The following is a 22,237-nucleotide window of genomic DNA, read 5'->3' as shown; positions in this document are numbered from 1 at the left end:
GCATGCAAGACTATTTGATTTACGACAGCGATGGCCGGATCACGACGCGTGCCCGCATGCCGGACGCAATGATCGACATTCAAGTGGTGCCAGAGGGCGGCACGCTGCTGCGTGCACCTTGCGACATTGCTCTGGATTGGGTCGAGGGAGGCGAAGTCAAACGGCGCCCGACGAATCCGTCCACCATTGACGGGATGTCGCTCAAGAACCTGCCGGCGCCATGCACGATCGTCGTCAACGGCGAAGCGCATGACTGCACCGACAGGAGCGCAACCCTGTCGTTCAGCCAGCCGGGCACCTATCCGGTGATCGTAAAGGCGTGGCCGATGCTCGACGCAACTTTCGAGGTGACACAAGCATGAAGATCCACCATGAGGTCGACCCGATCCCGCTGCGCCAGGCCGACTATCAGGATATCGGCGAGCAGCTCGACGCGATCATGAAGGGGTTCGACGCGCTGGCGCGGCAGGGCATCCGGCTCCCGGGCGAGACGCTCGAGTGGATCCGACGTTGCAACGAGGTGAAGGATCGCTACAAGAAGGAATGAACTCGGTTTGTGCGTGCCTTGTAGATAAATCAGCGATGACTTATACTTGCCGGAACTAGAAAGTCGGCAAGGGCACTCACGGATGGCACAACTCAAGGTCAAATGTTCGATCGACAACGGCGGTCAGACCGTTACGTTGCCCGGTCAGAACGTGGCATACCGCATTCGGGCGAACAATATTTTCCTGATCGTCGGGGAATATGTGCCCTATGTGGTTGCCGCCGACGCGACCTTCGATGGCACGAGCACGAAGTTCACACTCGCCGGCGCCTACCAAGGGCAGGGTGGTGTTGGTCTTGATTGCGCCGTCGCGACGGACTTCACCGTGCCGGACAACCTCCCGACCCTTTCGCAGGGAGATGTGGGCACCGCCGCGATTTTCACGAAGGCGATGTATCAGATCCAGGACATGATCAAGGAGGTCAGTCCTGACGGCTTCGCCGCATCGATCCGCGAAATTCATGCCAGTCTGAACGGCGCACAGCAGGCGCAAGCAGCCGCAGCCGGTTCAGCCGGTGCGGCATCCGACAGTGCGGCGAACGCAGCCGCCAGTGCGACTGCTGCGGCAGGCAGCTCGACCTCGGCTGGCGCCAGCAAATCCGCCGCCGCAACGAGCGCGGCAAATGCAAAGACGAGCGAGACGAATGCGGCTGCCTCAGCGGCCGCGGCTGCGAACTCCGCCACGTCTTCCACGAACAGCGCTTCGAACTCTGCTTCGTCTGCCTCGGCATCCGCAGCAAGCTCGATCAGCGCAGCAAACAGCGCGACCAATGCGGCAAGCTCGGCAACCGCCGCAGCAGCGTCCGCAACGAACGCTAAGACGTCCGAGGCAAATGCCAAGACGTCCGAGACGAGCGCGAAGGCCAGCGAGACGAATGCGAAGGTGTCGGAAACCAACGCTGCCTCGTCGAAGACCGCCGCAGCCACAAGCGCAACCAACGCTGCGACTTCGGCGACTGCTGCCGCCGGTTCGGCAACGGCTGCCGCTGGCTCGGCGAGCGCGGCCAGCGCATCGGCATCGAGCGCGAGTAGCGTGCTCACGCAGGTTCAGGGCATCCTGACCACGATGAACGCCCTGTATCTGGGCAAGCAGTCCGCCGACCCGGCCAAGGACAACAACGGCAACCCGCTCGTGGTGGGCTGCGAGTATTTCAACACCACGACGAACCAGATGCGGGTCTACACCAGCACCGGCTGGCAAGACCAAGACGCGACCGCCGAAACGATGGCAGCGAACGCGACCGCGAGCGCATCCCAGGCTGCCGGATCGGCCACTGCCGCGGACAACAGCGCCGCAGCTGCCGCGAGCAGCGCATCGTCGGCCAGCTCGTCGAAGGCTGCAGCCGCAACCAGTGCCACCAACGCGGCGAATTCAGCCAGCGCCGCGGCCGCCTCGCAAACCAGCGCGGCGACGAGCGCAACGAATGCGGCAAACAGCGCAACGGCCGCGGCGAATAGTGCTGCGCAGGCCCAGACTGCAGTGAGCGGCTACGCCAAGCTCGACGGGAGCTCGCCGTTCACGGGGCCGGTCAGTGTCAACAGCGCGCCTACTGCTACGAGCGCGCAGCTCTCGGTCAAGGGCGCTTCCGGCGCAAACGGCGTGGAAGGCAAGATGCGGTTTTGGGGCACGTTCGGTGGCACCAATACCGATACCGGGTCGCGTCTCATCGCCTCACTTCGGGCAGGCTTCGACGGCGGAGCATGGGGCAAGGAATACCTGGACTTCCTCGTAAACAATTCCGCAAATGATTCCCAGAGCGACGCCAATCAAGCGCGCGCGATGCGGCTGACGTTCGGCGGACGAGTGCTTGTGGGTGATACGTCCGACGACGGTTACTCGGGCCTCCAGGTCGCAGGAAGCGGGACGTTTGGCGGCGGTGTCACGTCGTCGGGTCTTGATCGCGGCGGTGCGAATTTCCGGCTGATGAACGGCAAGGACGTGCTGTTGCGAAATGATGGTTCGAACTTCTACTTCCTGCTTTCCAATGGAAGTGGCACCGGCGCATCGTGGAACAACTATCGGCCGCTTACGATCAATGTTGCCACGGGTATCGTGTCAATTGACGACACGGGAGTAGGGACTTATGTCGGCGGTCAACTGAACGTCAAGGGCATGCTCAACGTGAGCAATGGCCCTGCGGAGGGCCGCGCAATCTTCGGCCCGAGCGGTGGTTACTACTTCGGAGGCGCGACTCAGGCCGGATTCTATCTCCCATCCTCCGGGGCGATGTTCGCGTTCGATTTTGCCAAGAAGAATCTGGTTATCGGCAGTGGGAGCGAGGTGTGGCATGCAGGGAATCTGTCGAGCCCGGCGCAAACGACCGGCATCACTATGTCTGGGCAGTTTCTGGCCGCCGAGGGTTCGGTAGGGACGCCGGGTATTGCGTTTGCGAACGATGGCGCGCCGGACACTGGCTTTTTTCACGTTGCTGACGGCGTATTTGCAGTCACCAATAACAGCCGCGAAACGATGCGGTTTCTGGCTGCTGACGGAACCTACCAGAATAACCGCGTGCTCGTCGGCACGACCGTCGACGACGGCAACATGTTGCAGGTCGGCGGTAACGCTGTTACTCGCGGGCTCCACCGATTCGGCAGCGGCGTCACCACGGCGTGGGTAAACAGTGATGCCGCGTGGGGTTACTTTCGCTCCAACGGCAATGTGTCGGTCGGGAGTGAAGGTGCCACTGGCTCGCTCCAGCTGCTTGCGGGAAAAGCGGAGGCTGCGCGGCTGTATCCGGGCGGCCGGATGACGATCGGTGGAATCGCTGACGACGGCACTACGTCTCTCCAATCGAAGGGTGCGATCAAGGCGATAGGGTCGGTTGGCGCGTTCGTGGCGACGAACGGCGGTGGCGATAAGCAGACCTCGGTCATCCTTCGTCGGGAAGCCGCTCCCACCGATCAAAAGCAGTGGGAAGTTCTTCACGGCGGTGATGGAGCGTTCACTATTCGAGCCGTGAACGATGGTTATAACCAGTCGCAGGACGCGTTTTATGTTTCCCGAGGCAGCGGCATCGCTATGGGCAACATGGGCCTGTTGCCGAACGGTGGGCGTGTGCTCGTTGGCACGACGACCGACGACGGCGCAAACCTACTGCAAGTGGCTGGCACCGGCATGTTCTCGAATGCCGTTTCTGCCTACAGCAGCGCGAACGACACGCAGGTGACGTTGTCCACGTCAAATTACAGCGGCGGCGCAACGCTGGAGGCGTTCAACAAGGCCAACACGTCCAAAAAGAACATCGCATTGGCGCCTTGGGGTGGACGAGTCCTTATCGGGAGCGCGGCTGACGACGCCACGTCTCTGCTGCAGGTGGGTGGGAAGGCGCGGTTCACCGGCGACGTGCGGACATCCGATTCGAACGGCTTCCGGGTTGTGTATGGTAACTACGGCGCTTTTCTGCGAAACGACGGCTCGGACGTTTATCTCCTGCAAACGGCGAGCGGGGATCAGTCTGGGCTGTGGAATAGCTATCGGCCGTTTGCCTGGAACCTCTCGAGCGGCTATGTCTCGATCGATAGCACGGGCTCGGGGGCTTCGTTCGGGGGCAATGTTGGAGTTTCAGGAACGCTGACGGTCAGCAAGGACGCCCGTGTCGCGACGACTGGCGGCAATCTGATGGTTGGCGGCCTTTCCTACGCAAGTGGCACGAACGCCACCATCGCGCCCGATGGCAACGTCTGGGGAACGCAGTGGGGTAGCCAGTGGCTCCGCACGTTCCTGGATACCACGTTCGTCCATAAGGCCGGAGACACGCTCACGAGCGATCTGCGTGTGCGCGCGCCCAACAACGCCACTGCCGCCGGCGCAGTGTTCGCTCGTCCGGATAACACCGCACTCGCATGGCTCCACGGCTCGATGAGCAACGGGGGCGCATACGGTTACTCCTCCTGGGCGACGATGAACCCGGATGGCTCGTGGCGTGCGAACGTCATCACTGTGAATGGCACGGACAACTCCGCGACCATCATGAACTTGCGCGCCAACGGAGTGACGTATCTCAGCGACCGAATCACTCTCGACCGCGCTGGCTGGCAGGCTGACATCGGGCTGCACAACAACCGGCAGGGGCAGGATTCGTGGACATACCTGCGCGCCCGTGACGGTGGCGGCCTCGAAGTCATCAACAGCGCTTACAACGGCGTGCCGTGGAACGTCAGCAACGACGGCCAGACGTGGCAAAACGGTAACCTGCACGTCGGCGGATCGACTTTGCAGACGGACGGGAATCTGTGGCAAGGCTATCGTAGCCGCTGGCTTTCCGACGACATGGGGAAGCTCGATGACGCATGGAATAAAGCGAACGACGCGCAGGTAAACCGGGCTGACCGGGGCGCACAGTGCCAGATTGTGGCACTCGAAGAAGTTGGCCCCTACGATATGACCCAAGGCACGCAATTCTGGATTCGTCGGGATAACCCGTGGGTCATGAATGGTATCGGGTTTGCGGGCGGTAACCGCTGCTGGGTCCGCTTCGCATGGCTCCGTAACAACTAGTAAGGATACCTATGACTGAAGAATTTGTGACGTTGGATGAATTGCTGTTTGCCCTTCAGCAAGAGTATCCGGATTTGGTCGGAGGCAAGGATTACTTGCTTGCTCGGGCGCTCAATCCGGACGGCACGCCAAAGGAACATGCGCGAGTCCATAAGTGGCCTGACGGCATCGACAGGCCGGATGCAGACTGGATACAGGCGCATGTCGCTGCGCACCGGAAAGCGTTCCAAGAAGCCCCAGTGCGTAATCAACGCGATCAGCTGTTGGCGCAGACGGATTGGACACAGGCAGCAGATGTGCCGGCGACCACCGCCGCACGATATGCAGCCTACAGGCAGGCGTTGCGAGATCTGCCGGAGCAGGCCGGCTGGCCGCTCGATGTTCAGTGGCCAACGCCACCGAATCGCACTTGACACCGGGCCAGGCCCGATCACTTTCAACCACAGGAGCCAAACATGGCGATCAAGCAAGCAGTTGTTCTCGAATCCACCGGCGCTACTGCCGAGTATCACGTTGTCACTCAGGTGATGATCGACACGCTCAGCAAGACGACGAGCGCGACGATCATGAGCTACGTCTCGGCGGACACGCACACGTCGGGGAAGCAGCCGATTCAGGGCGCGACGACCATCTACATGCAGGGTATCCCCGATGCGAACGAGGGCGCGATTTCGTTCGCTGAAAAGCTGCTGATTATCAGCAAGCCGGCAGACGGTGATCAGACCGCCGGAGTGCTGCCGTATGGCGCGAACCGCTACATGCTCGCGGGAGGCACGATCGTCGAGTAATAGTCCGTTGATGTAGTCCATATAGTAAGTCAGTAATGACTATACATCGCCGATGTTTGCGGATAACATCGGCGATGTTTTTATCCGCTGAGCGAGAGACTGCGAAGGGACTTATGACCGCTGAAAAGGACAACGACGTGTCGGAGCTCGCCGCGCTGGGTAGCCAGATCAGGGACGTGCAGGGGCACGTCGCCGAAATCAAGACTGGGATGGGCCAAGTTGCGGACGCGATCGTCCGCCTGGCAGTGATCGAAGAGCGCCATCTGGCAACGCGTGCGCGCGTCGAGAAGCTCGAGGATCGCATGGTCGACGTATCGAGCCGAACAACCGAGCTCGAGAAGTCGCACATCAAGTATGAAGCGCGGTTCGCCGGCGCCACATGGACGGCCAAGGCCGTATGGGCGCTGCTTGGAGGCGCTGCTCTGACTATCGCCGGCAAGCTGCTGATGATGGCAATGGCAGCTCCGGCCGCTACGCACTAAGGGGCCGCGCCATGAACATGACTTATTCCAAGACCGGACTGCAACTGACGGAGCACTTCGAGGGCTGCGTGCTCAACGCATACCCTGATCCCGCTTCACCGCTGGCTAAGGAGCTGCAACGCCGCGGCCTCTGGAAGCAAACGCTGGCCGGCGCACCAATCGCTGCCGACCTGCTCAACAAGCTGAGCGGCCGACCGTGGACGATCGGCTACGGTCACACCGGGCCGGAAGTGCGTTACGGCCTGGTATGGACACAAGCGCAAGCGGAGGCGGCCCTGATGAAGGACGTGCAGGGCGCCGTCGACGCCGTCAACCGCCTCGTGAAGGTGCCGCTGAGCCAGTGCCAATTCGATGCGCTCGTGGATTTTGTCTTCAACCTCGGCGAAACGCGATTTGCCGGCTCTACCATGCTGCGCCTTCTCAACGCTGGCCTCTATGAGGCGGCTGCCAACGAATTCCAGAAGTGGGATATGGCAGGCGGCGTTCACGTTGCGGGCCTGCTGCGGCGCCGGCAAGCCGAAGCGCGGGAATTCCGCTGCGAGGAGCCGGCATGAGCCTACTCAAGCTGAAGATCTTCTTCCACCACTTGTTCACGGAAGTCGATAACGCGACGCCGGACCTGGCGAAATACATGGCCGCGATCACGTCGCTGGACTTCGTGTTCACGCAGACGTGGGACACCGTCGTCAACAAGGTTCCGTTCAATGCTACGGCATTCGGCACAGGCGGCGCGGCTTTGTTCGCCGGCATCGGTGTGTGGATGGCTGTGAAGAAAGACTCCCCGATGAAGAACGACGATGAGTCGAAGGAGGCAGGCTGATGAATCCGCTCGCTAAGATTGGTGTGCTTGCGCTTGCCTGCGCCATCGCCTTCGGCGCAGGTGTCTACGTCGACCGGCAGTTCGTGCTCGCATCGCGGGCGAAGCAGGAGGTGAAGGTCGTTGCGGGTGTAGCGACCGGCGTCGCCGTGGCGCAGACGAAGAGCAAGACGGTCGAGTCGGCAGTGGCAGTCACTGCCGACAACATCGATCAGAACAAGGTCGCTATCCGTCATCGGGTTGCGGCGCAGATCAAGCGGGCCATTGCGCCCGCACCCACTCCCAGCGAGGAAGCACATGAAACGATGCGCGCTGCTTGCGGCGGCTTTTATCTCGATGTCGGCACTGTCCGCATGCTCAACGCAAGCCGCGCCGGAGTCGCTTTTCATTCCACCACAAGCGGCGATGAAGCGGGCGACACCGCTCCGGCCCTTTGCTTTACCGACTTCGTCGACGCCGACCAAGAACTGACGAAGCTCTACTTGGACTTGGCGCAGCGCCACGACGCGCTCGTCGATTCGGTGGAACAGTTCCAGAAGGAGCAGCGCGTGCGACTCGGCGTCGAAGAGACGCCACGCGACAAGTAGTAAGCCTCCCCGAGCCGCACCTTCTCGGGGAGGATCAAGGATCGCTTGGGGCCAGGACCGTGCTCCCTCTATATCTAACCTTTCTAAATTCCTTAAATCTATATCTATAATTAAGTTGAAACTTATCAATAATCGGAATGCGAGGTAGCCCCAAGTGCCCCATGAATTTTTCGGCCAGTCGTTGACACCGGCGGATTGCGAAATGCTCGCGTTGTCTCGTATCGCGCCGTCGTCGCGGGCGGTGGAGGCGCTACTCTTTCAGCGAAAGTGGTTTGACTACCGCCATCTGCATCCCGTGCAGGTGACGTATCTGTTCGCTCACGAGTATCACGATGCAATTAAGCGGGCATACGCGCGGCAGAAGGACATACGCACGGTTGACAAGATCAGACCGATCGACGTTCCGGGGTTGTTCGATAGTAGGGAGTTGTCCGCCGTATGGCGAGCGAGGCAGGCGTTCGACGCGATCGGATGTAGGTATGACTTCGGCCTCGACTTCGTGGTGCGCCGGGCATGCGATCGCGGTTGGCGGACATTTCCCCGGCCCAACCAGCTCTATGCGGAAGAGGTGGCGCTGGATCTGCGCGACGCATGGATTGCCGAATGCAAGAAGTCAATCCAGCTGGCGCGTGACGAGCGTTTTCTGATTGAGAACTACCGCGGCCACCCTGACCAAATTGCATACCAAGCGTGGCAGATCGACCAGATCAAGAGCCGCGGTGGTAACCGGGCAATGCTGCTTTCGCGGCTGCTGAGCGAGCGGGCCGTCTCTGAATCGGTGGCACGCGCGGCGTTCGGCGAGGCGACGCTGCGGCAAGCGAAGCGTTTTTTTCTCAATTAGAGTAAGTAAGCGATGACTATAATTAGATCATTGCTAATTTTTCATCACCTCACTGGAGTTCCAGCATGACCCCCGAGCAAGCTCGCCAAGAACAGATCAACGCCGGCCGCCGAATGATTACGCTCGAGCATCGCACGCTCGAAAGCCGCACGGGCAGTGTCGCTCGTCCGCAGTATGGGGAGCAGCGCCCGCGCGCCACCGCACGCCCGCCGAAGGGTCACGATGCCATCCTCAAGGCGATGCAGGAGGAACGTCAGCTCGCCACGATCATCACTACGGGTGACGTCACGTTCGAGGGACTGGTGACCGGCCGCGACAAATACACGATCACGTTGCTGACCAAGCACCCGAAAGACTCGACGCGTCTGATTCGTCGCGTGTTCTACAAGCATGCGATCGAACAGTTCTTCGGTGTGCCACAGGACAGCGACGCGTCGGCGGTGCAGTGATGAGCGCAGCGGCATTGTCAGTAGTGCCGTCGGCGTCGTCGGCTGCTTCTGCGGCCGAGCCGCCGATGAGCAAGTTCCAGTTCGACGGTGACTTCCAATCGCGTATCGCGGCGCTTACCCTGCGTGATACGTCCTTCAACCAGATGGTCGATGGGCTGGTCGAGCCGGGGCATTTCGAGTCCGAGATCGAGTCCTATCTCGTCAGCCTGGCGCTGCGCTACTGGAACAAGTATCGCAAGGCGCCGGCGAACATCGGCATCTACGCCATGCTCTTGCGCGAAGACCTGGACGCAAAGGTGCTGCCGAAAGCACTCGGCGTCGCGGCGATCGCTCACCTGAAGAACCTTTTCGAGACGGACATTTCCGATCGCGACTTCGTGGTCGATCAGGTGGCAACGTTCGCTCGGCACCAGGCGATGCAGGCTGCAATGTTCAAGGCAATCCCGAAGCTCGACCGCAACGACTTCGACGGCATTTCGAAGCTCATGCAGACGGCGCTGAACGTCGGCGCGAACGCAGAGGGCGACACCTACGATTTTGCGGCGTCGATTGACAACCGCACCGGCATCCGTCTGGAGCGCGCGTCGGGCAAGCTGCCGCCGCAAGGCATCACGACCGGCTACCGGGTGATCGACGATCTGCTCTATCACCGCGGCTGGGGCCGCAAAGAGCTGTCGGTGCTGCTGGGCGCTGCGAAGGCGGGCAAGACGACCGCGCTGATCGACTTCGGCATCGGTGCTTGGGCCGCCGGCCACAACGTCTACTACGCGTCGTGTGAAGTCTCGCGGGAGGTGATCTCCGACCGGATGGACGCCAACATCGCCGAGCAGGCAATGATGGAGCTCGGGGCGCACACGCACGAAGTCCGCGACAAGGTTCGCCTGTTCGCAGACCGTGCGCGGCGCGCCGACGGCACGAACGCGAAGTTCATGATCGACGAGTTCCCGACCGGCTCGCTGAAGGTGTCGGAGCTCCGTCGGCGTCTCGAGCGGTTCAAGCAGCAGGGCATCGTTTTCGATCTGGTCATCGTCGACTACGCCGACATCATGTCGCCGGAGCGAGTCACGGACTCCGCGATCGAGAATTCCAAGTCGGTCTACGTTGACCTGCGCGGGTTGGCGATTCGAGAAGGGCTCGCAGTGCTGACCGCAACGCAGTCGAACCGGATCGGCGCGAACGCGAACGTCATCAAGGCCGAGCACGTCGCTGAAGACTTCAACAAGGTCCGTATCGCAGACATCATCATTTCGATCAACCGCACCGAAGAAGAGCGCGCAGCGGGCCGGGCTCGGCTGTATTTCGCAGCGTCGCGAAACCAAGGCGGGGAATTCACGATTGAGATCGAGCAGGCGATGGACCGGATGAAGTTCATTACCAAGGTGCTCGGCTTCGCATAAGGAGCAACAATGGCGACTGACGATCTGTCAGAGCTGCTGGATACCATCGATATGCCCTCGTGGATGGATCGCGAGGGCATTTCTTATCGGCTCACGCACGGCCGATCGGGCCAGCAAATCAACGTGCGGGAATGCCCGACGTGCGGCAACTCCGACTGGAAGGTCTACGTCAACGCCGACACCGGCGTCGGCAACTGCTTCGCCGGCTCGCACCCGGTCGAAGAGAGGATCTTCACCAAATACCGGTTCATTCGCGACCATCTGGGTCGGCCGCACGGTTCGAAGGTCATCGAGCACATCAGGGCATACGCGCGCGAACAGGGCTGGCGGCCGGCGCGACGTCAATCCGTCGAGGTCGAGAAGCATGTCGGCTGGGAGCTGCCGCAGCACATCGACCTACCTCATGAGGGGCGCAACCTCGCCTATCTCGAGAACCGCGGCATCACTGCGGACCTGTCTGCGTATTTCCACCTCGCCTACTGCCCGCGCGGTGCGCACTTTCGGTATCCGACCGAGCGTGGTTGGGCCTACCAGGACTACAGCGCACGCGTGCTGATCCCGGTGTTCGACATGGATGGGAAGCTCGCGACATTTCAGGGGCGCGACGTGACCGGCCATGCCGAGAAGAAGTATCTATTCCCGCCGGGCATCGACGGATCGGGCGTGCATCTGTTCAACGGGCTCAACGTCCACGACACGAAGCGCATCGCGGTCGGTGAGGGCGCGTTCGACGTAGCGGCGATCAAGATCGCGCTCGACGCGGATCCGCAGCTGCGCGACGTGGTGCCGGTGGGCACATTTGGCAAGCACCTGTCGTCGGGCAGCGATAACAGCCAGCTCGCGAAGTTCATGTTGCTCAGGGAGCGCGGCGTCGAGGAGGTGACCTTCATGTGGGATGGGGAAGTTCAGGCGACCGACGACGCGGTCGAGGCCGGATTGATGCTGCGCCAGCACGGGTTTCGCGTGCGTATCGCGATGCTGCCGCCCGAGAAAGACCCGAACGAGGTGCCTGCCGAGGTGGTGCGGCGCGCGTTCTATGGGGCGACGCTGCTGAACGGGGTGTCAGCGATGCAGCTCCGAATGAGTCGTCGTATTATGAATTCAAATAAGTAAGTAATGACTATAATTCAGGTATCAGCAATTTCGGAGGTGTCATGAAGCTACGGCGCAGCTTTTCCCAGCACGAGCTCGGCACGAAGGCATATCAGGTCATCGAGGTGGAGATCGATGACAAGTTCGCCGTCGTCAATCAATACGGCAAATTCAACCCTGGAGACTCGATAGAGGGGTGGAGTGCCAAGGTGGATCTGAGTGGGACGTATTCGTGGACTGAGTCGCGCGATCTGCAGGACAAGAAGATCAACGAGAAGCGGCGGCGCGGCTACAAGGAGTGGGATGCGTCCGAATTGTCGTTTGGTTCGGAGCGCGAGCTGATGGACGCGTTGAAGCGCCTCATCGGGCCATTCAAGGCCGAAGCAGTCCGGCAGCTTCTCGTCGGCGGGGCTCCCCGCGCGGTGTCCGATGACTCGCCAGTGGGCGCTCCCGAAAATGACACCAAGGGCAGCAAGAAAGTGCCCGCACCGCGAACTGAAGAATCGATGCCCGAATGGGCCACTTGGTAGGAGAAGGTAATGACCGAACAAGCAACGGCGCCCGCAATCATGTCGCCGGCAACCTCTGCTGACGGCAAGCGCAATGCGTTCTACACGGACTGTCTGAGCCTGAAGGTGAAGAAGCCGTATGCGGCGTGCCAGCACATTGTGGACCACGCGAATGACGCGTCGATTCAGGCGATCTACGGCGACTGCCTGACCGAGATCCGCCAGTGCCGCTGCACTGCGCTCGACATGCGTCAGAAGGAGCAGTTGGAGGGGCGCGCGATCTACTTCATTGAGCGAGTGAAGGGCGAAGCGATCGTCGCGCATCAGCAGCAGGCATGGGTGTCGCCGCTGTCGACGAAGCGCTTCCGCGCACAGCGAAGCGCTGCGCCGGCGCCCGTATCGAAGCCCGCTGACATCCTGGCTCAGCCGGTGATTGGCGTTGACATTCACGCGGCCGTGCTCAACCGAATGGTGGCGCAGCGCTCGCAGCCGGCCGCCGAAGCCAAAAACACAACTAACGGTCAAGTTTCACCGAACCATACACCCGCCGCTATCGCGGCGGCCGAAAGCCCTGCCGCCACGAACGGGGCGCTTCCCAAGCTCGTTCTCCGGGTGGGTGAGTCGCCGTTCGAGGCGATCCAGCGCATGAAGCGCGAGCGTCAAAACCAACAGGCACACGCATGAGCGAACCCATCTACAAGCCTTTCAAGCTGCTCGCGCCGGGCGAGCAGTTCATCGACCTGGATACAGGCGCACGGTTTATGAGGATCACCTGCACCGACGAAGACGACCGGAAGAATATCCCCGTCGCTGCATGCTGGGGCGCCCTCAATCGCCATACGCTGAACGCGGTGTCGCTCGAGCCGTTCACGACGAAGGGCCGCGGTATGCAGCTCGGCGCCGGCGAAATGTCGTTCTTCCGCGAAAACGAAGCGGTGCAGCTCATCGTGCCGCAAGAACTCGAACATCACACACAAGGATAAGTCACGAATGACTCACATGAACTCCGACCAGGCTTTCGCGGCGATCGAGAATATCGCAGCCACCTCCAGCAAGAACGACAAGCAGGCGATGGTGAAGCATTTCCTAGCATTCGACACGTTCAAGCGCGTGCTCGTCGCGGCGCTCGACCCGCTGACCACCTACGGCATGACGCAGGTTCCCGGCCCGATCGAGAACGCGGCTCCCGGTGCGAATACGTTCGAGAACGCGCCGGTCTGGGACTGCCTGGACAAGATGGCAAAGCGCGAGCTCACCGGTAACGCGGCCCGTGACGAAGTGCAGCGCCTCATGACGTTCCTGACGCCCAGCTCGGCCGAACTGTTCAAGCGGATCATTCGCAAGGATCTGCGCGCCGGCTTCTCCGAGTCGACGGTCAACAAGGCATGGAAGGGGCTGATTCCCGAATTCCCCTACATGCGTTGCGCGCTGCTGAAGGACGCGAAGCTCGATGCGTGGACGTGGGGCGAGGGCGTTATCTCGCAGGAGAAGGCCGACGGCATGTTCATGAATGTCGACCACGAGACGGGCGGGGTGGTTCGCATCACCAGTCGCCAGGGCTCGCCGTTCCCTCTCGAGGCATTCGGTGGTTTCGTTGACCACGTCCGCGCCTTATTCCCGGCCGGCACGCAGACGCACGGTGAAATGCTGGTGCTCGTCGACGGCGCGATCGCCCCGCGCGAAATCAGCAACGGCATCCTGAACCGCATTTCCGCGGGCGGCGAGTTCGAAGCCAACGAAGTTCCCCGGTTCTTCGCATGGGATCAAATCCCGCTGAGCGTCGTCGCGCCGAAGGGCAAATACGAAGTCGGCTACCGCGAACGCATCAAGGCGCTGCTGCTCGGGCTGGCGGCCGGAGCACGCGCGCTGCCGGGAATCGACCCGATGATTCAGCATATTCCGACTCGCATCGTGCATTCGCTCGAGGAGGCACTCGTCCACTACCGCGAGCTCCTGGCGCAAGGCAAGGAAGGCACGATCATCAAGAACGGCAACGCGATCTGGAAGGACGGCACGAGCAAGGAGCAGATCAAGCTCAAGCTTGAGGTGGACGTCGACCTTCAGTGCATCGCGATCGTGGACGGCCGCACCGGCACGAAGAACGAGGGCCGCGCCGGTTCGCTGACCTGCACGTCGTCCTGCGGTCAGCTTCAAGTCGACGTGACCGTGAAGAACGAGGCGCTGCGCGACTCGATCGACGCGAACCCGAACGACTTCATCGGCCGCATCTTCGCGGTGCGCGCGAACTCGATCATGAAGCCGTCTGAGAGCAACGCGTTGCACTCGCTGTTCCTCCCGCGCATGGTCGAGGCGAGCTATCGGATCGACAAGACTGAAGCCGACGACCTGGCCCGCGTCGAGCATCAGTTCGCATCGGCGGTGGCGGCATGAGCGCGCAACTCACCGGAAAACTGTTGAGCACCGTCGCCGAGCTGAAGGAGGCGATCAAGGACTTGCCGGACGACATGCAGGTCGCGACGGTGATGTCGTCCGGCATCACCATCCCGATCGGGCTTTCGATCGCTCGGCGAGGAAAGAGCAACAAGAACTACACCGTGACGCGCGGCGGCGTCGAAATCCTCTGCATCCGGTAAAGGTCCGACATGAAAACCATCACGCTCAACGAGATTCGCGCGGCGTCGCCGTTCCCGTGGGTCACGCAGGTCAACTTCAACGGCATGGGTGGCGTCCGCATGCTCGATGCAACAGGCAAGGAAGTCCCGCTGCTGAACATCACGGCGCTGGCTGGAATTCTGACCACTACGCTCGCGGTCGCGCCGGCGACCGCCCAAGCGGAGGGCGTCTCATGAGGATGATCGAGCAGTGGCTCGTGCGGCTGGGGCTGATCGACCCGACGGTTAAAGCCCTCGCCGACCTGATGCGCGACGACCCCGATACGTTCACCGAGCATCACGAGCATGACTGGCGAACCGCGTGGCTGCTGCACCGATCGCGCGTGTTCTCGGTGATCTGCCATGCCCCGCGCGGGCGCAGTCCGCTCCCGCAATTCCGGGTGGCGAGCAAGAGAGGGTGGGAGTTCGCTGCCCACCTCAGCATCCTGAATCGCGTCCTCTTGACGCTGTCGTGGCCGAAGCACCTCAGGCCGAAGCGCATCAAGCATGACGAGCAGCACGGGCAGCGATTCGCGTAACACCGCCTTACCTGTCATAACAAAGCCCGCATTTGCGGGCTTTTTCATGCAGGCGATCGACACCGGGTAAACCACGCCCGTATCATGTGCGGAATTTTTGGAGAAGCACATGAACAACAAGCACTTCACTCTCGGCGATCTGCGCGTCATGCTCGCCCCGCTCAGTATCGCGCGCCGCAGCGCTGTTCTTTTCGCGCTCGATACTCACACCTCGATCGAAGACTCCGTCCTGCTCGGATGGAAAGAAGCGCTCCGCAGGGACTACAGCGAGTTCGCCAAGGACATCGTGCGTGCGCAACCGCGTCACCTGCACTTGGACTACGTGTTTTGGGAATACCTCGACAACGGTGTCGCAGCGCCGTTGTTCGCGCTAGAAGATAGTGTGAAGTCGGTAGCGCTTGGTCGCAACTTCGCTGAGCTACAGGCGCTCTACGATCGCATGGTGTGGATCGATACGCGCGCCGAAGCCGACGACTTCAAACGAGTTCTAAGCGAGGTGATGTGAACGAGAGATTTGTGTTCTGGATCGATTGGGGAGGGTGGTTCCTATCGAATGTAATTGTCGGTGCCTTTGCGCCACTTATCCTTCTCTGGGTCATCAAGTTCGGTCGCGCCATTGTGCGCTCGACAACGCCGACCGACACCTTCGCGCCGTTTCGCGATGGTCAGTTGGGGTTCGTTGCGCTGGGCTGGGCCGCTGGCGCAGAAGCTGAAATCTTTAAATGGGCTGCGAGCGGACACTTGGCATTCTGGGAGCTTTGGGTCGGTCTGCTGATTCTGATCCCGGCCGGTGTCGGCGCGCTCGTCGCAGGCCTGGGTTCGATCGCAACATCCCACACGCCGCCGCCGGCAGTTTCGGTGTGGGCTTGGATGCGGACTTACCTGGCGTTCACCGCGTCGGTGGTCGCGTGCGTGGTAGTATTAGTCATGGCTGCCGCAGTGCATTACGCTGCGAACTGAGGAGGGAGTATGCAATTCCTGCAACAACATCGTCTGGACGATCCGCATACGCTTCAGGCAAACCAGGAGCTTCTGCGTAAGGTCGCGAAGTTCGGCAGTGCCGTCTCATTGCTCGCCATGTTCGCGGCTGTGGCAATCATCCTGTTTGCGCGTTGATAGTTTAAGCCGCTACGTCGTATCGAAAGAAGCCCGCCACTGTGCGGGCTTTTTTGTTTTCGTTAGGCGATCGACGAAGGCGAGGACACTGCGCAAAAGAAACCCCGCGCTCGGCGGGGCTCGGCGGGGCTTACGAAGTCGTCTTCTGTGTCGAGCCCGGAGCCTTCTTCGGGACAGGTCCGCGTTTCACTTCTTTGCTCGCTAGATCAAGGCGCTCCTTGTTGCGTTCCGCGAACGAGCGAAACGCCTTGCCAAGATCATCGATAAGTTCTTGGTCGGCGAAATCAAGGTTCATCACGCCAAGTTCCGAGCGAGCATACTCAACAAGGGCAAATTCCGAACGTGTGATCGTCGAATTCCTGCCGATGATGTCTTCCAGGATCTCCCAAACTTCCGGAGTCTTTTCAATCATCACCATGCGGAGCAGGTGGACGGGATCGATGCCCAACGACTTTGCAAGCAGCTTGACCTTGTTGAGCGGAACCTGCGTGCGGCCCTGCTTCAGCATCGTAATCATGTTCGGGTTTTCGTAACCGATCTCCGCCGCGATCTGTCGCTGCGGTTTGCCCGACAGTCCGATCACGCCAGAAATGTAGTCGGCTACTGAAATTTGTTTGGTTGCCATTGATGAGCCTCCCCAAAAATTCTTGAATGTTCGGTGATTCTAGCACCGAAGAAATTAGTTACAGATGACTTTATTATAGTGGGTCTAGTAGCGCCCAACGAAGGAACTATCGGCAGTCGTTTCGGTGCCCTGGCTTCCCATGTAACTGGAGCGTCACAAAACTTGTCTGATCCTGATTGTATCGGTCTATAATATAAGTAACCGCTTATCAACATGCGGACGATACGAAGAACTCAATCATTCAAGGAATGCTTCATGTTGGAGAACCTCACCCTCATCCGTGCACCGTATTCGGCCATGATCGACCTCAAGGTCGACTTGCGTTTGATTGCAAGCATGGACGCGGGTTCCACGCAAACGGAGATCGGCGAGCACCCGGACTTCGGGCATCTGATCCTGATCGATTCGTCGATGGGCGACTCCACAATCGCGGTGGCCAGCAACGGCGCTGAAAAGCTCAACAAATGGTTATCCGCAAGATGATGTTCTGACTTGCCATAAGTGCGTGCTGATAATTGAAATTCGATGAGTTGATAGCCCAAATTGTGGGTCTGAGGGAAGCCTGATGCGCGTAAACAACAACGTTCTGATACTGCGGGAAGCGATCACCAAGATCGTTCCGATGTTAACTCAGCGTTCAGTGAAGGTTACACAACAGGGGACGCGTGCTTACGTGGCATACAGCCGCAAGACACACGCGATCGAGCGCGTGAACCTTCCCTATATTCCTGACGACGCGGACGATCAGTTGCTCGCTGCGACGCAGGGCTTTCTCGACCATGAAGTCGGCCACATCCTCTTTACTGACCAGAAGGCGGTCGTGAAGGCAGAGAAGCTGGGGATCCACTGGCTGCACAACTTGGTCGAGGACACCTACGTTGAGCGCAAGATGGGCGAGCGCTTTCCGGGCTCGGGCGGCCACCTCAGCCGGATGCACAGCTTCTTCTTGCGCGAATACATCGATAGCCAGCTCCGCGAGGCGCCGGAGCAGGCGAAGAACATTCTGCTGGTCCCCGCGTTCCGCGCCCTGGCAGGGCAGCCGGCGTTCATTGACTACATGGCAGACAAGTGGGATCAAGTCGGCGATGTCGTCGACAAGCTCGGCAAGGACTTCGGGAAGCTGTTGAAGGGCATCAACAGCTCGTGGGACAGCCTGAAGGTTGCGGAGGAGGCGAAGAAGCGCCTGTCGGCCCCGACGCCGAAACCCAAAGCGCCGCCGCCCGCTGCGCCACCCGAGCCGCCGGAGCCCGGCATGTCGGGCGACGAAAGCGAACCGGATGAAGCTGCTGCGGGCGATCCCAGCGGCGGTAGCGAGCCGCTGTCAGAGGCAGGGCCGGTGGAAGAGCAAGACCGGGAGCCGACGGCCGAGTCCGAGAGTGGGTCGAGCGGCGCACCCGAAGGTGAGGATATTCGGGATGAGCCCGCGCCGGAAGGTGATGGCGAACAGGGCGACACTGACGCAAGCTCAGAGGCGGGAGAGGGCGCCGACTCGGCGGCCGACGAGGACCAGGACGACCCGAGCGACGACCCGAGCGACGAGCACGGCGACGGCATGCTGGGTGGCGATGCCGCTCAGGGCGAGCCGTCCGAAGACGGCGAAGAGCAGGAGCAAACAGAGAATAGCTCTGGCGAGACGGGCGCGTCTGGTGCAGAAGGCGAAGACGAGGGCGATGCCGGCGAGCAGGGCACGATGCCAGCTGGTGGCGCCCCTGCAGAGAACGAAGAGGCGACGACGTCGCTGTTCGATGAGTTGAACGAGTCGCCGGCGCCTGACTTCGACGAGGCAGCTGCAGAGGCGCTGTCGAAGAATGCGCGCACCGCCACGAAGGGTTCGCAGTATTCCCTGTTCTCGCGGGACTATGACGACGTGTCGCTTCTGGAGGTCGACGAGGGGTTTAACCAGGATCTCGTGACTCGTATGCAGAAGGAAGTCGATCACATGATCGGGCCGCTCCAGAAGACGCTCGAGCGTGCAGTTGCTGCGCGTTCGGCCGCGGTATGGACTGGCGGTCACAAGACGGGTCGGCTGCATGGACCGTCGCTCGCGCGGATCAGCGTCGGACGCTCGGACGTGTTTCGACGCAAGCAGACCAATAAGACGAAGGACGTCGCAGTCGAGCTGCTCGTGGACTGCTCCGGGTCGATGTGGTCGCATCGCAAGATGGTGATCGCCGCGTATTCGGCATATGCGCTGTCTTCGGTCCTGGATCAGCTGAGCATCCCGAACGAAGTGCTTGCCTTCACGACGAAGGATTATCCGCGCGAGGCGCTCGAGCAGTTGGTCCGCGAAGAGCAGGAGGGCGGATTCGTCTACACGCGCCGCTCAGCCCTGCGTCTTGCAATCGTGAAGGGGTTCAACGAGCGCATGACGCCCGACATTCGTCGCCGATTCGCGCAGTTGGCGCACTGCGACGACATGATGGCCGAGAACGTCGACGGTGAATCAGTGCAGATCGCCGCCCGCCGCCTGATGCAACAGCGCGCAGAGCGGAAGATCCTCAAGGTGCTGTCGGACGGCATGCCGGCGTGCAACGGGATGAGCGCCGCACTGAACGAGCACTTGAAGGAGGTCGTTCGCAAGGTCGAGGCATCCGGCGTCGACGTCATCGGCTTGGGGATCGTCTCGGATGCGGTGGAGGCGTTCTACCGGTCGCACGTCGTGCTGAACGACGTCAAGGATCTGCCGACCACCGTCATGAAGGAGCTGCACCGACTTCTCCTGAAGTGATTATTCACGACCGCTTTGATAAGTAAATAATGACTTTACATGTCCGAGCGGTCACCTTTATTATTCACCCATCGCTTAATTTTCTTGAATTTTCGTGTTGAACACGGGGGAACGAATGAACGAGTCCAACGGCAAGATCGCTTGCGCCATCTGCGGCGCGATGATCCATTCGGTTGAGCTGCACCTGAAGGATAAGCATGAAGACATGACCCTTCAGCAATATCAGGCTCAGTATCCGAATGCGCCGGTTCTGTCTGAGGTCGCGAAGTCCGCGATCGCAAAGCGCCTGGCAGAGCAGGGCAGCGCCGCACCTGCGGTCGCTATGGCCGGCAGCGCAATGCCGGCGAATGTCACCGCGCTCAATCCGAACGGGGAGACGACCGGTGCGTTGCATGAAGTCTTCGGACTCGGCGATGCGCCGGCCGGCAAGAACGGGCGCGGTCAGCCGATCCCCGTGACGATCTTCGCGAACCCGTCGAATCCCGAATTCGTGCCGGCGGTCGACGGCGGTTTCATCTTCGACGTGGACAACCTCAAGAACGCCTTGATGGCGATCGAGCTCGGCAAGAACCTGTTTGTCTGGGGCCACGCTGGGACTGGCAAGACGACACTCGTCGAGCAAATCGCGGCACGAACCGGGCGTCCCGTCGTTCGCATTCAGCACTCGATCGGCACCGAAGAATCGCATGTGCTCGGCCAGTGGGTCGTGCGTAACGGCGAAACCGTGTTCGAGCCCGGCCTGCTGCCGCTCGCGATGCGGCATGGCTGGATCTACCTCGCCGACGAATATGACTTCGGGTTACCGGCCGTCCTCTCCGTGTATCAGCCTATTCTCGAATATGGTAAGTCACTAATTATTAAAGATGCCTCTCCCGAATGGCGTGTCGTGAAGCCTCACCCCAACTTCCGATTCGTTGCAACTGGCAACACGAACGGTTCCGGTGACGACACTGGCCTGTATCAGGGCACGCAAATCCAGAACGCCGCTAACTTCGACCGGTTTGGCATGGTGATCGAGGCAACCTACATGAAGCCGGAGCTCGAGCAGCTGATCCTGGTGAACCGCTCGAAGATCAAGTCGGACCAGGCTCAAAAGCTGGTGCAGTTCGCGAACATGGTGCGCGATTCCTATCGGTCGAAGGAAATCAGCAACACGATCTCGCCGCGCTGCCTCATCGACGCAGCTGATATCGGGCTGCGAAAGGGCAGTTGGCGCGCCGGTCTGACGCTCGCCTTCATCAACAAACTCTCTCCCGTCGATCGTCAGGTCGTCGACGGCGTCGCATCGCGCATCTTCACCAGCTAAGGACCGGTCATGCTTGCCCACGCAGAAACAAGGGCGGCTTCGGCTGCCCGCAGCGCTTACTACACCGACAACATCGGCCTTCTCCATAAGTTCGCCAAGAAGGGATTCGCACGCCTCGACGAAGTCGGCGTTTCGGTGACCTATGAGGACGTGTTTCAGCAGATGTCCGAAAGTCTCGTCCGCTGCATCGGCACGTTCGATGCGGGCAAGGGCTGGAAGTTCTCGGCCTACTTCGGACAGTCCTGCTGGAACAACTTCAATAAATGGGCTGAGCGCATGATCGAAGAGCGCACGAAGCTTGGCCTGGTCAGCACGGAGGCGCTGGCAGGCGATGGGCTCGAAGAGGGCGATGGTGGAGATAGTTACGAGTTTCTCTTGCCGGTTGATGAAGAGGAGGATGTGGACACGCCTGAAAGCCTGCTTGAGCGCCGCCAATCGCGACTGGCGAACATCGCGATGCTCACCCCGAATGCGAAGCGCGTCGTGGCGCTGCTGCTGCACCAAACGCCCGAGTTCATGGCGTTCTTCGAAGAGACGTGCGCGCGCATGGTGCTTCCGCCGAAGGACATCACGCTGCGCATGATCTTCCGGTTCCTGAGCCTGAAGAAGTCGGAATGCGATCGCGTGCGGGCCGAGCTCGAGCGCGTCTACGGGGTGGCGCTGTAATGGCTCCGCCGAGCTGCTACGGTTTGCCGTCGGTCTTCGTGGCCGAATCGAAGACGTGTTCCACGTGTGCAGATAAGGGTGGTTGCGTGTCCGCATGTCACGGGATGCTCATGTCGCTCGCGACGAGGATGGACGTCACGACGAATCTCGCATATCTGGAGCGCACGGCAAAGGTCGTAACTGCTCAGTCAACACCTGCATCACCCCCGACGACAACGATCGCGGCGCCTGCGGTGGCGTCGATCAAGGTCAACCTCGCAATGGGCGCGCGCGAAGAAGCTCTGCTCGCGTCTGTTCCGCTGCGCGTCGCCAAGGTGCTGAAGCCGATGCTCAAGCGCGGCCTGGACGCACGGGCGCGCTATCGAATCGCGAACGGAGAGAACCCATTTGGCACCGGGAGCGCACCGTGGCTACGACTGGCGGGCGAAATGCTGGTCGCGGGTGGCTTCACCAAAGCAAAGCTGCGTGCGGAGTATATCCGCGCTTATGGGTGGTCGGAGGGCACCGCGTTTTCGCGCGTGTCGATTGTGGTGGCACTTTTCCCTGCGCTCGGTATCGCGCGACTGGCGGGCGACCGCATCGTTTGCGCGCCGGGCGCTGTCGGGAAAACTGCTGTTTGTTAACCGGGAACCCTG

Annotated in this window: 29 protein-coding genes; 28 read left to right on the top strand and 1 reads right to left on the bottom strand. The window is 60.8% G+C overall.

Annotation, left to right across the window (positions count from 1 at the left end):
* The first annotated feature begins 2 nt into the window (after positions 1-2).
* The 23 genes from ACTJLD_RS21945 to ACTJLD_RS21835 all read left to right on the top strand — a co-directional run bounded on the left by ACTJLD_RS21945 (position 3) and on the right by ACTJLD_RS21835 (position 16,277).
* Positions 3-362 carry a hypothetical protein gene (locus ACTJLD_RS21945; RefSeq protein WP_440659657.1) on the top strand — a complete coding sequence of 120 codons (360 nt, stop codon included), beginning with the start codon at positions 3-5 and terminating at the stop codon, positions 360-362.
* Positions 359-547, top strand: coding sequence for a hypothetical protein (locus ACTJLD_RS21940; protein WP_440659656.1), 189 nt, complete (start codon positions 359-361; stop codon positions 545-547). Before ACTJLD_RS21945 ends, ACTJLD_RS21940 begins: the two co-directional genes overlap by 4 nt.
* 82 nt (positions 548-629) lie before the next feature.
* Positions 630-5,048, top strand: a complete 4,419-nt coding sequence (locus tag ACTJLD_RS21935; RefSeq protein ID WP_440659655.1) for a hypothetical protein — start codon at positions 630-632, stop codon at positions 5,046-5,048.
* An 11-nt stretch (positions 5,049-5,059) separates the two neighbouring features.
* Positions 5,060-5,461 (top strand): XkdW family protein, encoded by a 402-nt coding sequence (locus ACTJLD_RS21930; protein WP_081068191.1) that lies wholly within the window; start codon positions 5,060-5,062, stop codon positions 5,459-5,461.
* Between the two features lie 42 nt (positions 5,462-5,503).
* The gene (locus tag ACTJLD_RS21925; protein ID WP_440659654.1) at positions 5,504-5,836 is read left to right on the top strand and encodes a hypothetical protein; all 333 of its coding nucleotides are present in this window, start codon (positions 5,504-5,506) and stop codon (positions 5,834-5,836) included.
* 113 nt (positions 5,837-5,949) lie between these two features.
* Complete coding sequence (locus ACTJLD_RS21920; RefSeq protein ID WP_124618532.1) at positions 5,950-6,318, top strand: hypothetical protein; 369 nt, start codon at positions 5,950-5,952, stop codon at positions 6,316-6,318.
* An 11-nt stretch (positions 6,319-6,329) separates the two neighbouring features.
* Entirely contained in the window at positions 6,330-6,872 is a 543-nt protein-coding gene (locus ACTJLD_RS21915) for a lysozyme (protein WP_440659653.1), read from the top strand.
* The gene (locus ACTJLD_RS21910; protein ID WP_124618534.1) at positions 6,869-7,138 is read left to right on the top strand and encodes a hypothetical protein; all 270 of its coding nucleotides are present in this window, start codon (positions 6,869-6,871) and stop codon (positions 7,136-7,138) included. The genes ACTJLD_RS21915 and ACTJLD_RS21910 overlap by 4 nt, the downstream gene beginning before the upstream one ends.
* Positions 7,138-7,722, top strand: a complete 585-nt coding sequence (locus ACTJLD_RS21905; RefSeq protein WP_440659652.1) for a hypothetical protein — start codon at positions 7,138-7,140, stop codon at positions 7,720-7,722. Before ACTJLD_RS21910 ends, ACTJLD_RS21905 begins: the two co-directional genes overlap by 1 nt.
* 202 nt (positions 7,723-7,924) lie before the next feature.
* Positions 7,925-8,563, top strand: coding sequence for a hypothetical protein (locus ACTJLD_RS21900; protein ID WP_440659651.1), 639 nt, complete (start codon positions 7,925-7,927; stop codon positions 8,561-8,563).
* Between the two features lie 65 nt (positions 8,564-8,628).
* On the top strand, positions 8,629-9,012 hold the full coding sequence (locus ACTJLD_RS21895; RefSeq protein WP_440659650.1) for a hypothetical protein: 384 nt from the start codon (positions 8,629-8,631) through the stop codon (positions 9,010-9,012).
* Positions 9,013-9,077: 65 nt separating this feature from the next.
* Positions 9,078-10,409, top strand: coding sequence for a DnaB-like helicase C-terminal domain-containing protein (locus ACTJLD_RS21890; RefSeq protein WP_440659649.1), 1,332 nt, complete (start codon positions 9,078-9,080; stop codon positions 10,407-10,409).
* Between the two features lie 9 nt (positions 10,410-10,418).
* The gene (locus ACTJLD_RS21885; protein ID WP_440659648.1) at positions 10,419-11,522 is read left to right on the top strand and encodes a hypothetical protein; all 1,104 of its coding nucleotides are present in this window, start codon (positions 10,419-10,421) and stop codon (positions 11,520-11,522) included.
* Between the two features lie 41 nt (positions 11,523-11,563).
* A complete protein-coding gene (locus ACTJLD_RS21880; protein ID WP_440659647.1) occupies positions 11,564-12,031 on the top strand; it encodes a hypothetical protein in 468 nt (155 codons plus the stop codon).
* A 9-nt stretch (positions 12,032-12,040) separates the two neighbouring features.
* On the top strand, positions 12,041-12,694 hold the full coding sequence (locus ACTJLD_RS21875) for a hypothetical protein (protein ID WP_440659646.1): 654 nt from the start codon (positions 12,041-12,043) through the stop codon (positions 12,692-12,694).
* A complete protein-coding gene (locus tag ACTJLD_RS21870) occupies positions 12,691-12,993 on the top strand; it encodes a hypothetical protein (RefSeq protein WP_440659645.1) in 303 nt (100 codons plus the stop codon). Before ACTJLD_RS21875 ends, ACTJLD_RS21870 begins: the two co-directional genes overlap by 4 nt.
* 7 nt (positions 12,994-13,000) lie before the next feature.
* Positions 13,001-14,401: an ATP-dependent DNA ligase gene (locus ACTJLD_RS21865; RefSeq protein WP_440659644.1), complete on the top strand. Its 1,401-nt coding sequence runs from the start codon at positions 13,001-13,003 to the stop codon at positions 14,399-14,401.
* Entirely contained in the window at positions 14,398-14,604 is a 207-nt protein-coding gene (locus tag ACTJLD_RS21860; RefSeq protein WP_440659643.1) for a hypothetical protein, read from the top strand. The genes ACTJLD_RS21865 and ACTJLD_RS21860 overlap by 4 nt, the downstream gene beginning before the upstream one ends.
* 9 nt (positions 14,605-14,613) lie before the next feature.
* Positions 14,614-14,820, top strand: a complete 207-nt coding sequence (locus tag ACTJLD_RS21855; RefSeq protein ID WP_440659642.1) for a hypothetical protein — start codon at positions 14,614-14,616, stop codon at positions 14,818-14,820.
* Entirely contained in the window at positions 14,817-15,161 is a 345-nt protein-coding gene (locus tag ACTJLD_RS21850) for a hypothetical protein (RefSeq protein ID WP_059609002.1), read from the top strand. The genes ACTJLD_RS21855 and ACTJLD_RS21850 overlap by 4 nt, the downstream gene beginning before the upstream one ends.
* A 109-nt stretch (positions 15,162-15,270) precedes the next feature.
* On the top strand, positions 15,271-15,666 hold the full coding sequence (locus tag ACTJLD_RS21845) for a hypothetical protein (RefSeq protein WP_440659641.1): 396 nt from the start codon (positions 15,271-15,273) through the stop codon (positions 15,664-15,666).
* A gap of 11 nt (positions 15,667-15,677) precedes the next feature.
* Positions 15,678-16,121 (top strand): hypothetical protein, encoded by a 444-nt coding sequence (locus ACTJLD_RS21840; RefSeq protein WP_440659640.1) that lies wholly within the window; start codon positions 15,678-15,680, stop codon positions 16,119-16,121.
* Between the two features lie 9 nt (positions 16,122-16,130).
* On the top strand, positions 16,131-16,277 hold the full coding sequence (locus tag ACTJLD_RS21835) for a hypothetical protein (RefSeq protein WP_155753750.1): 147 nt from the start codon (positions 16,131-16,133) through the stop codon (positions 16,275-16,277).
* A gap of 130 nt (positions 16,278-16,407) precedes the next feature.
* Here the strand turns inward: ACTJLD_RS21835 and ACTJLD_RS21830 are convergent, their stop codons facing one another.
* Positions 16,408-16,902: a hypothetical protein gene (locus ACTJLD_RS21830; RefSeq protein WP_059609005.1), complete on the bottom strand. Its 495-nt coding sequence runs from the start codon at positions 16,900-16,902 to the stop codon at positions 16,408-16,410.
* Between the two features lie 255 nt (positions 16,903-17,157).
* Between ACTJLD_RS21830 and ACTJLD_RS21825 the strand changes: the two genes are divergently transcribed.
* From ACTJLD_RS21825 to ACTJLD_RS21805, 5 genes are all read left to right on the top strand, one after another.
* The gene (locus tag ACTJLD_RS21825) at positions 17,158-17,385 is read left to right on the top strand and encodes a hypothetical protein (protein WP_440659639.1); all 228 of its coding nucleotides are present in this window, start codon (positions 17,158-17,160) and stop codon (positions 17,383-17,385) included.
* 82 nt (positions 17,386-17,467) lie between these two features.
* Positions 17,468-19,630 (top strand): cobaltochelatase CobT-related protein, encoded by a 2,163-nt coding sequence (locus ACTJLD_RS21820; protein WP_440659638.1) that lies wholly within the window; start codon positions 17,468-17,470, stop codon positions 19,628-19,630.
* Between the two features lie 115 nt (positions 19,631-19,745).
* A complete protein-coding gene (locus ACTJLD_RS21815) occupies positions 19,746-20,936 on the top strand; it encodes an AAA family ATPase (RefSeq protein ID WP_440659637.1) in 1,191 nt (396 codons plus the stop codon).
* A 9-nt stretch (positions 20,937-20,945) separates the two neighbouring features.
* Positions 20,946-21,602 (top strand): hypothetical protein, encoded by a 657-nt coding sequence (locus ACTJLD_RS21810; protein WP_440659636.1) that lies wholly within the window; start codon positions 20,946-20,948, stop codon positions 21,600-21,602.
* Positions 21,603-21,712: 110 nt separating this feature from the next.
* Positions 21,713-22,225 (top strand): hypothetical protein, encoded by a 513-nt coding sequence (locus ACTJLD_RS21805; RefSeq protein WP_440659635.1) that lies wholly within the window; start codon positions 21,713-21,715, stop codon positions 22,223-22,225.
* Positions 22,226-22,237 lie beyond the last annotated feature (12 nt).

Origin of the sequence: Burkholderia sp. 22088 (assembly GCF_052045915.1) — a bacterium.
GTDB lineage: Bacteria > Pseudomonadota > Gammaproteobacteria > Burkholderiales > Burkholderiaceae > Burkholderia > Burkholderia cepacia.
This window is presented reverse-complemented; position numbering and strand designations above follow the sequence as displayed.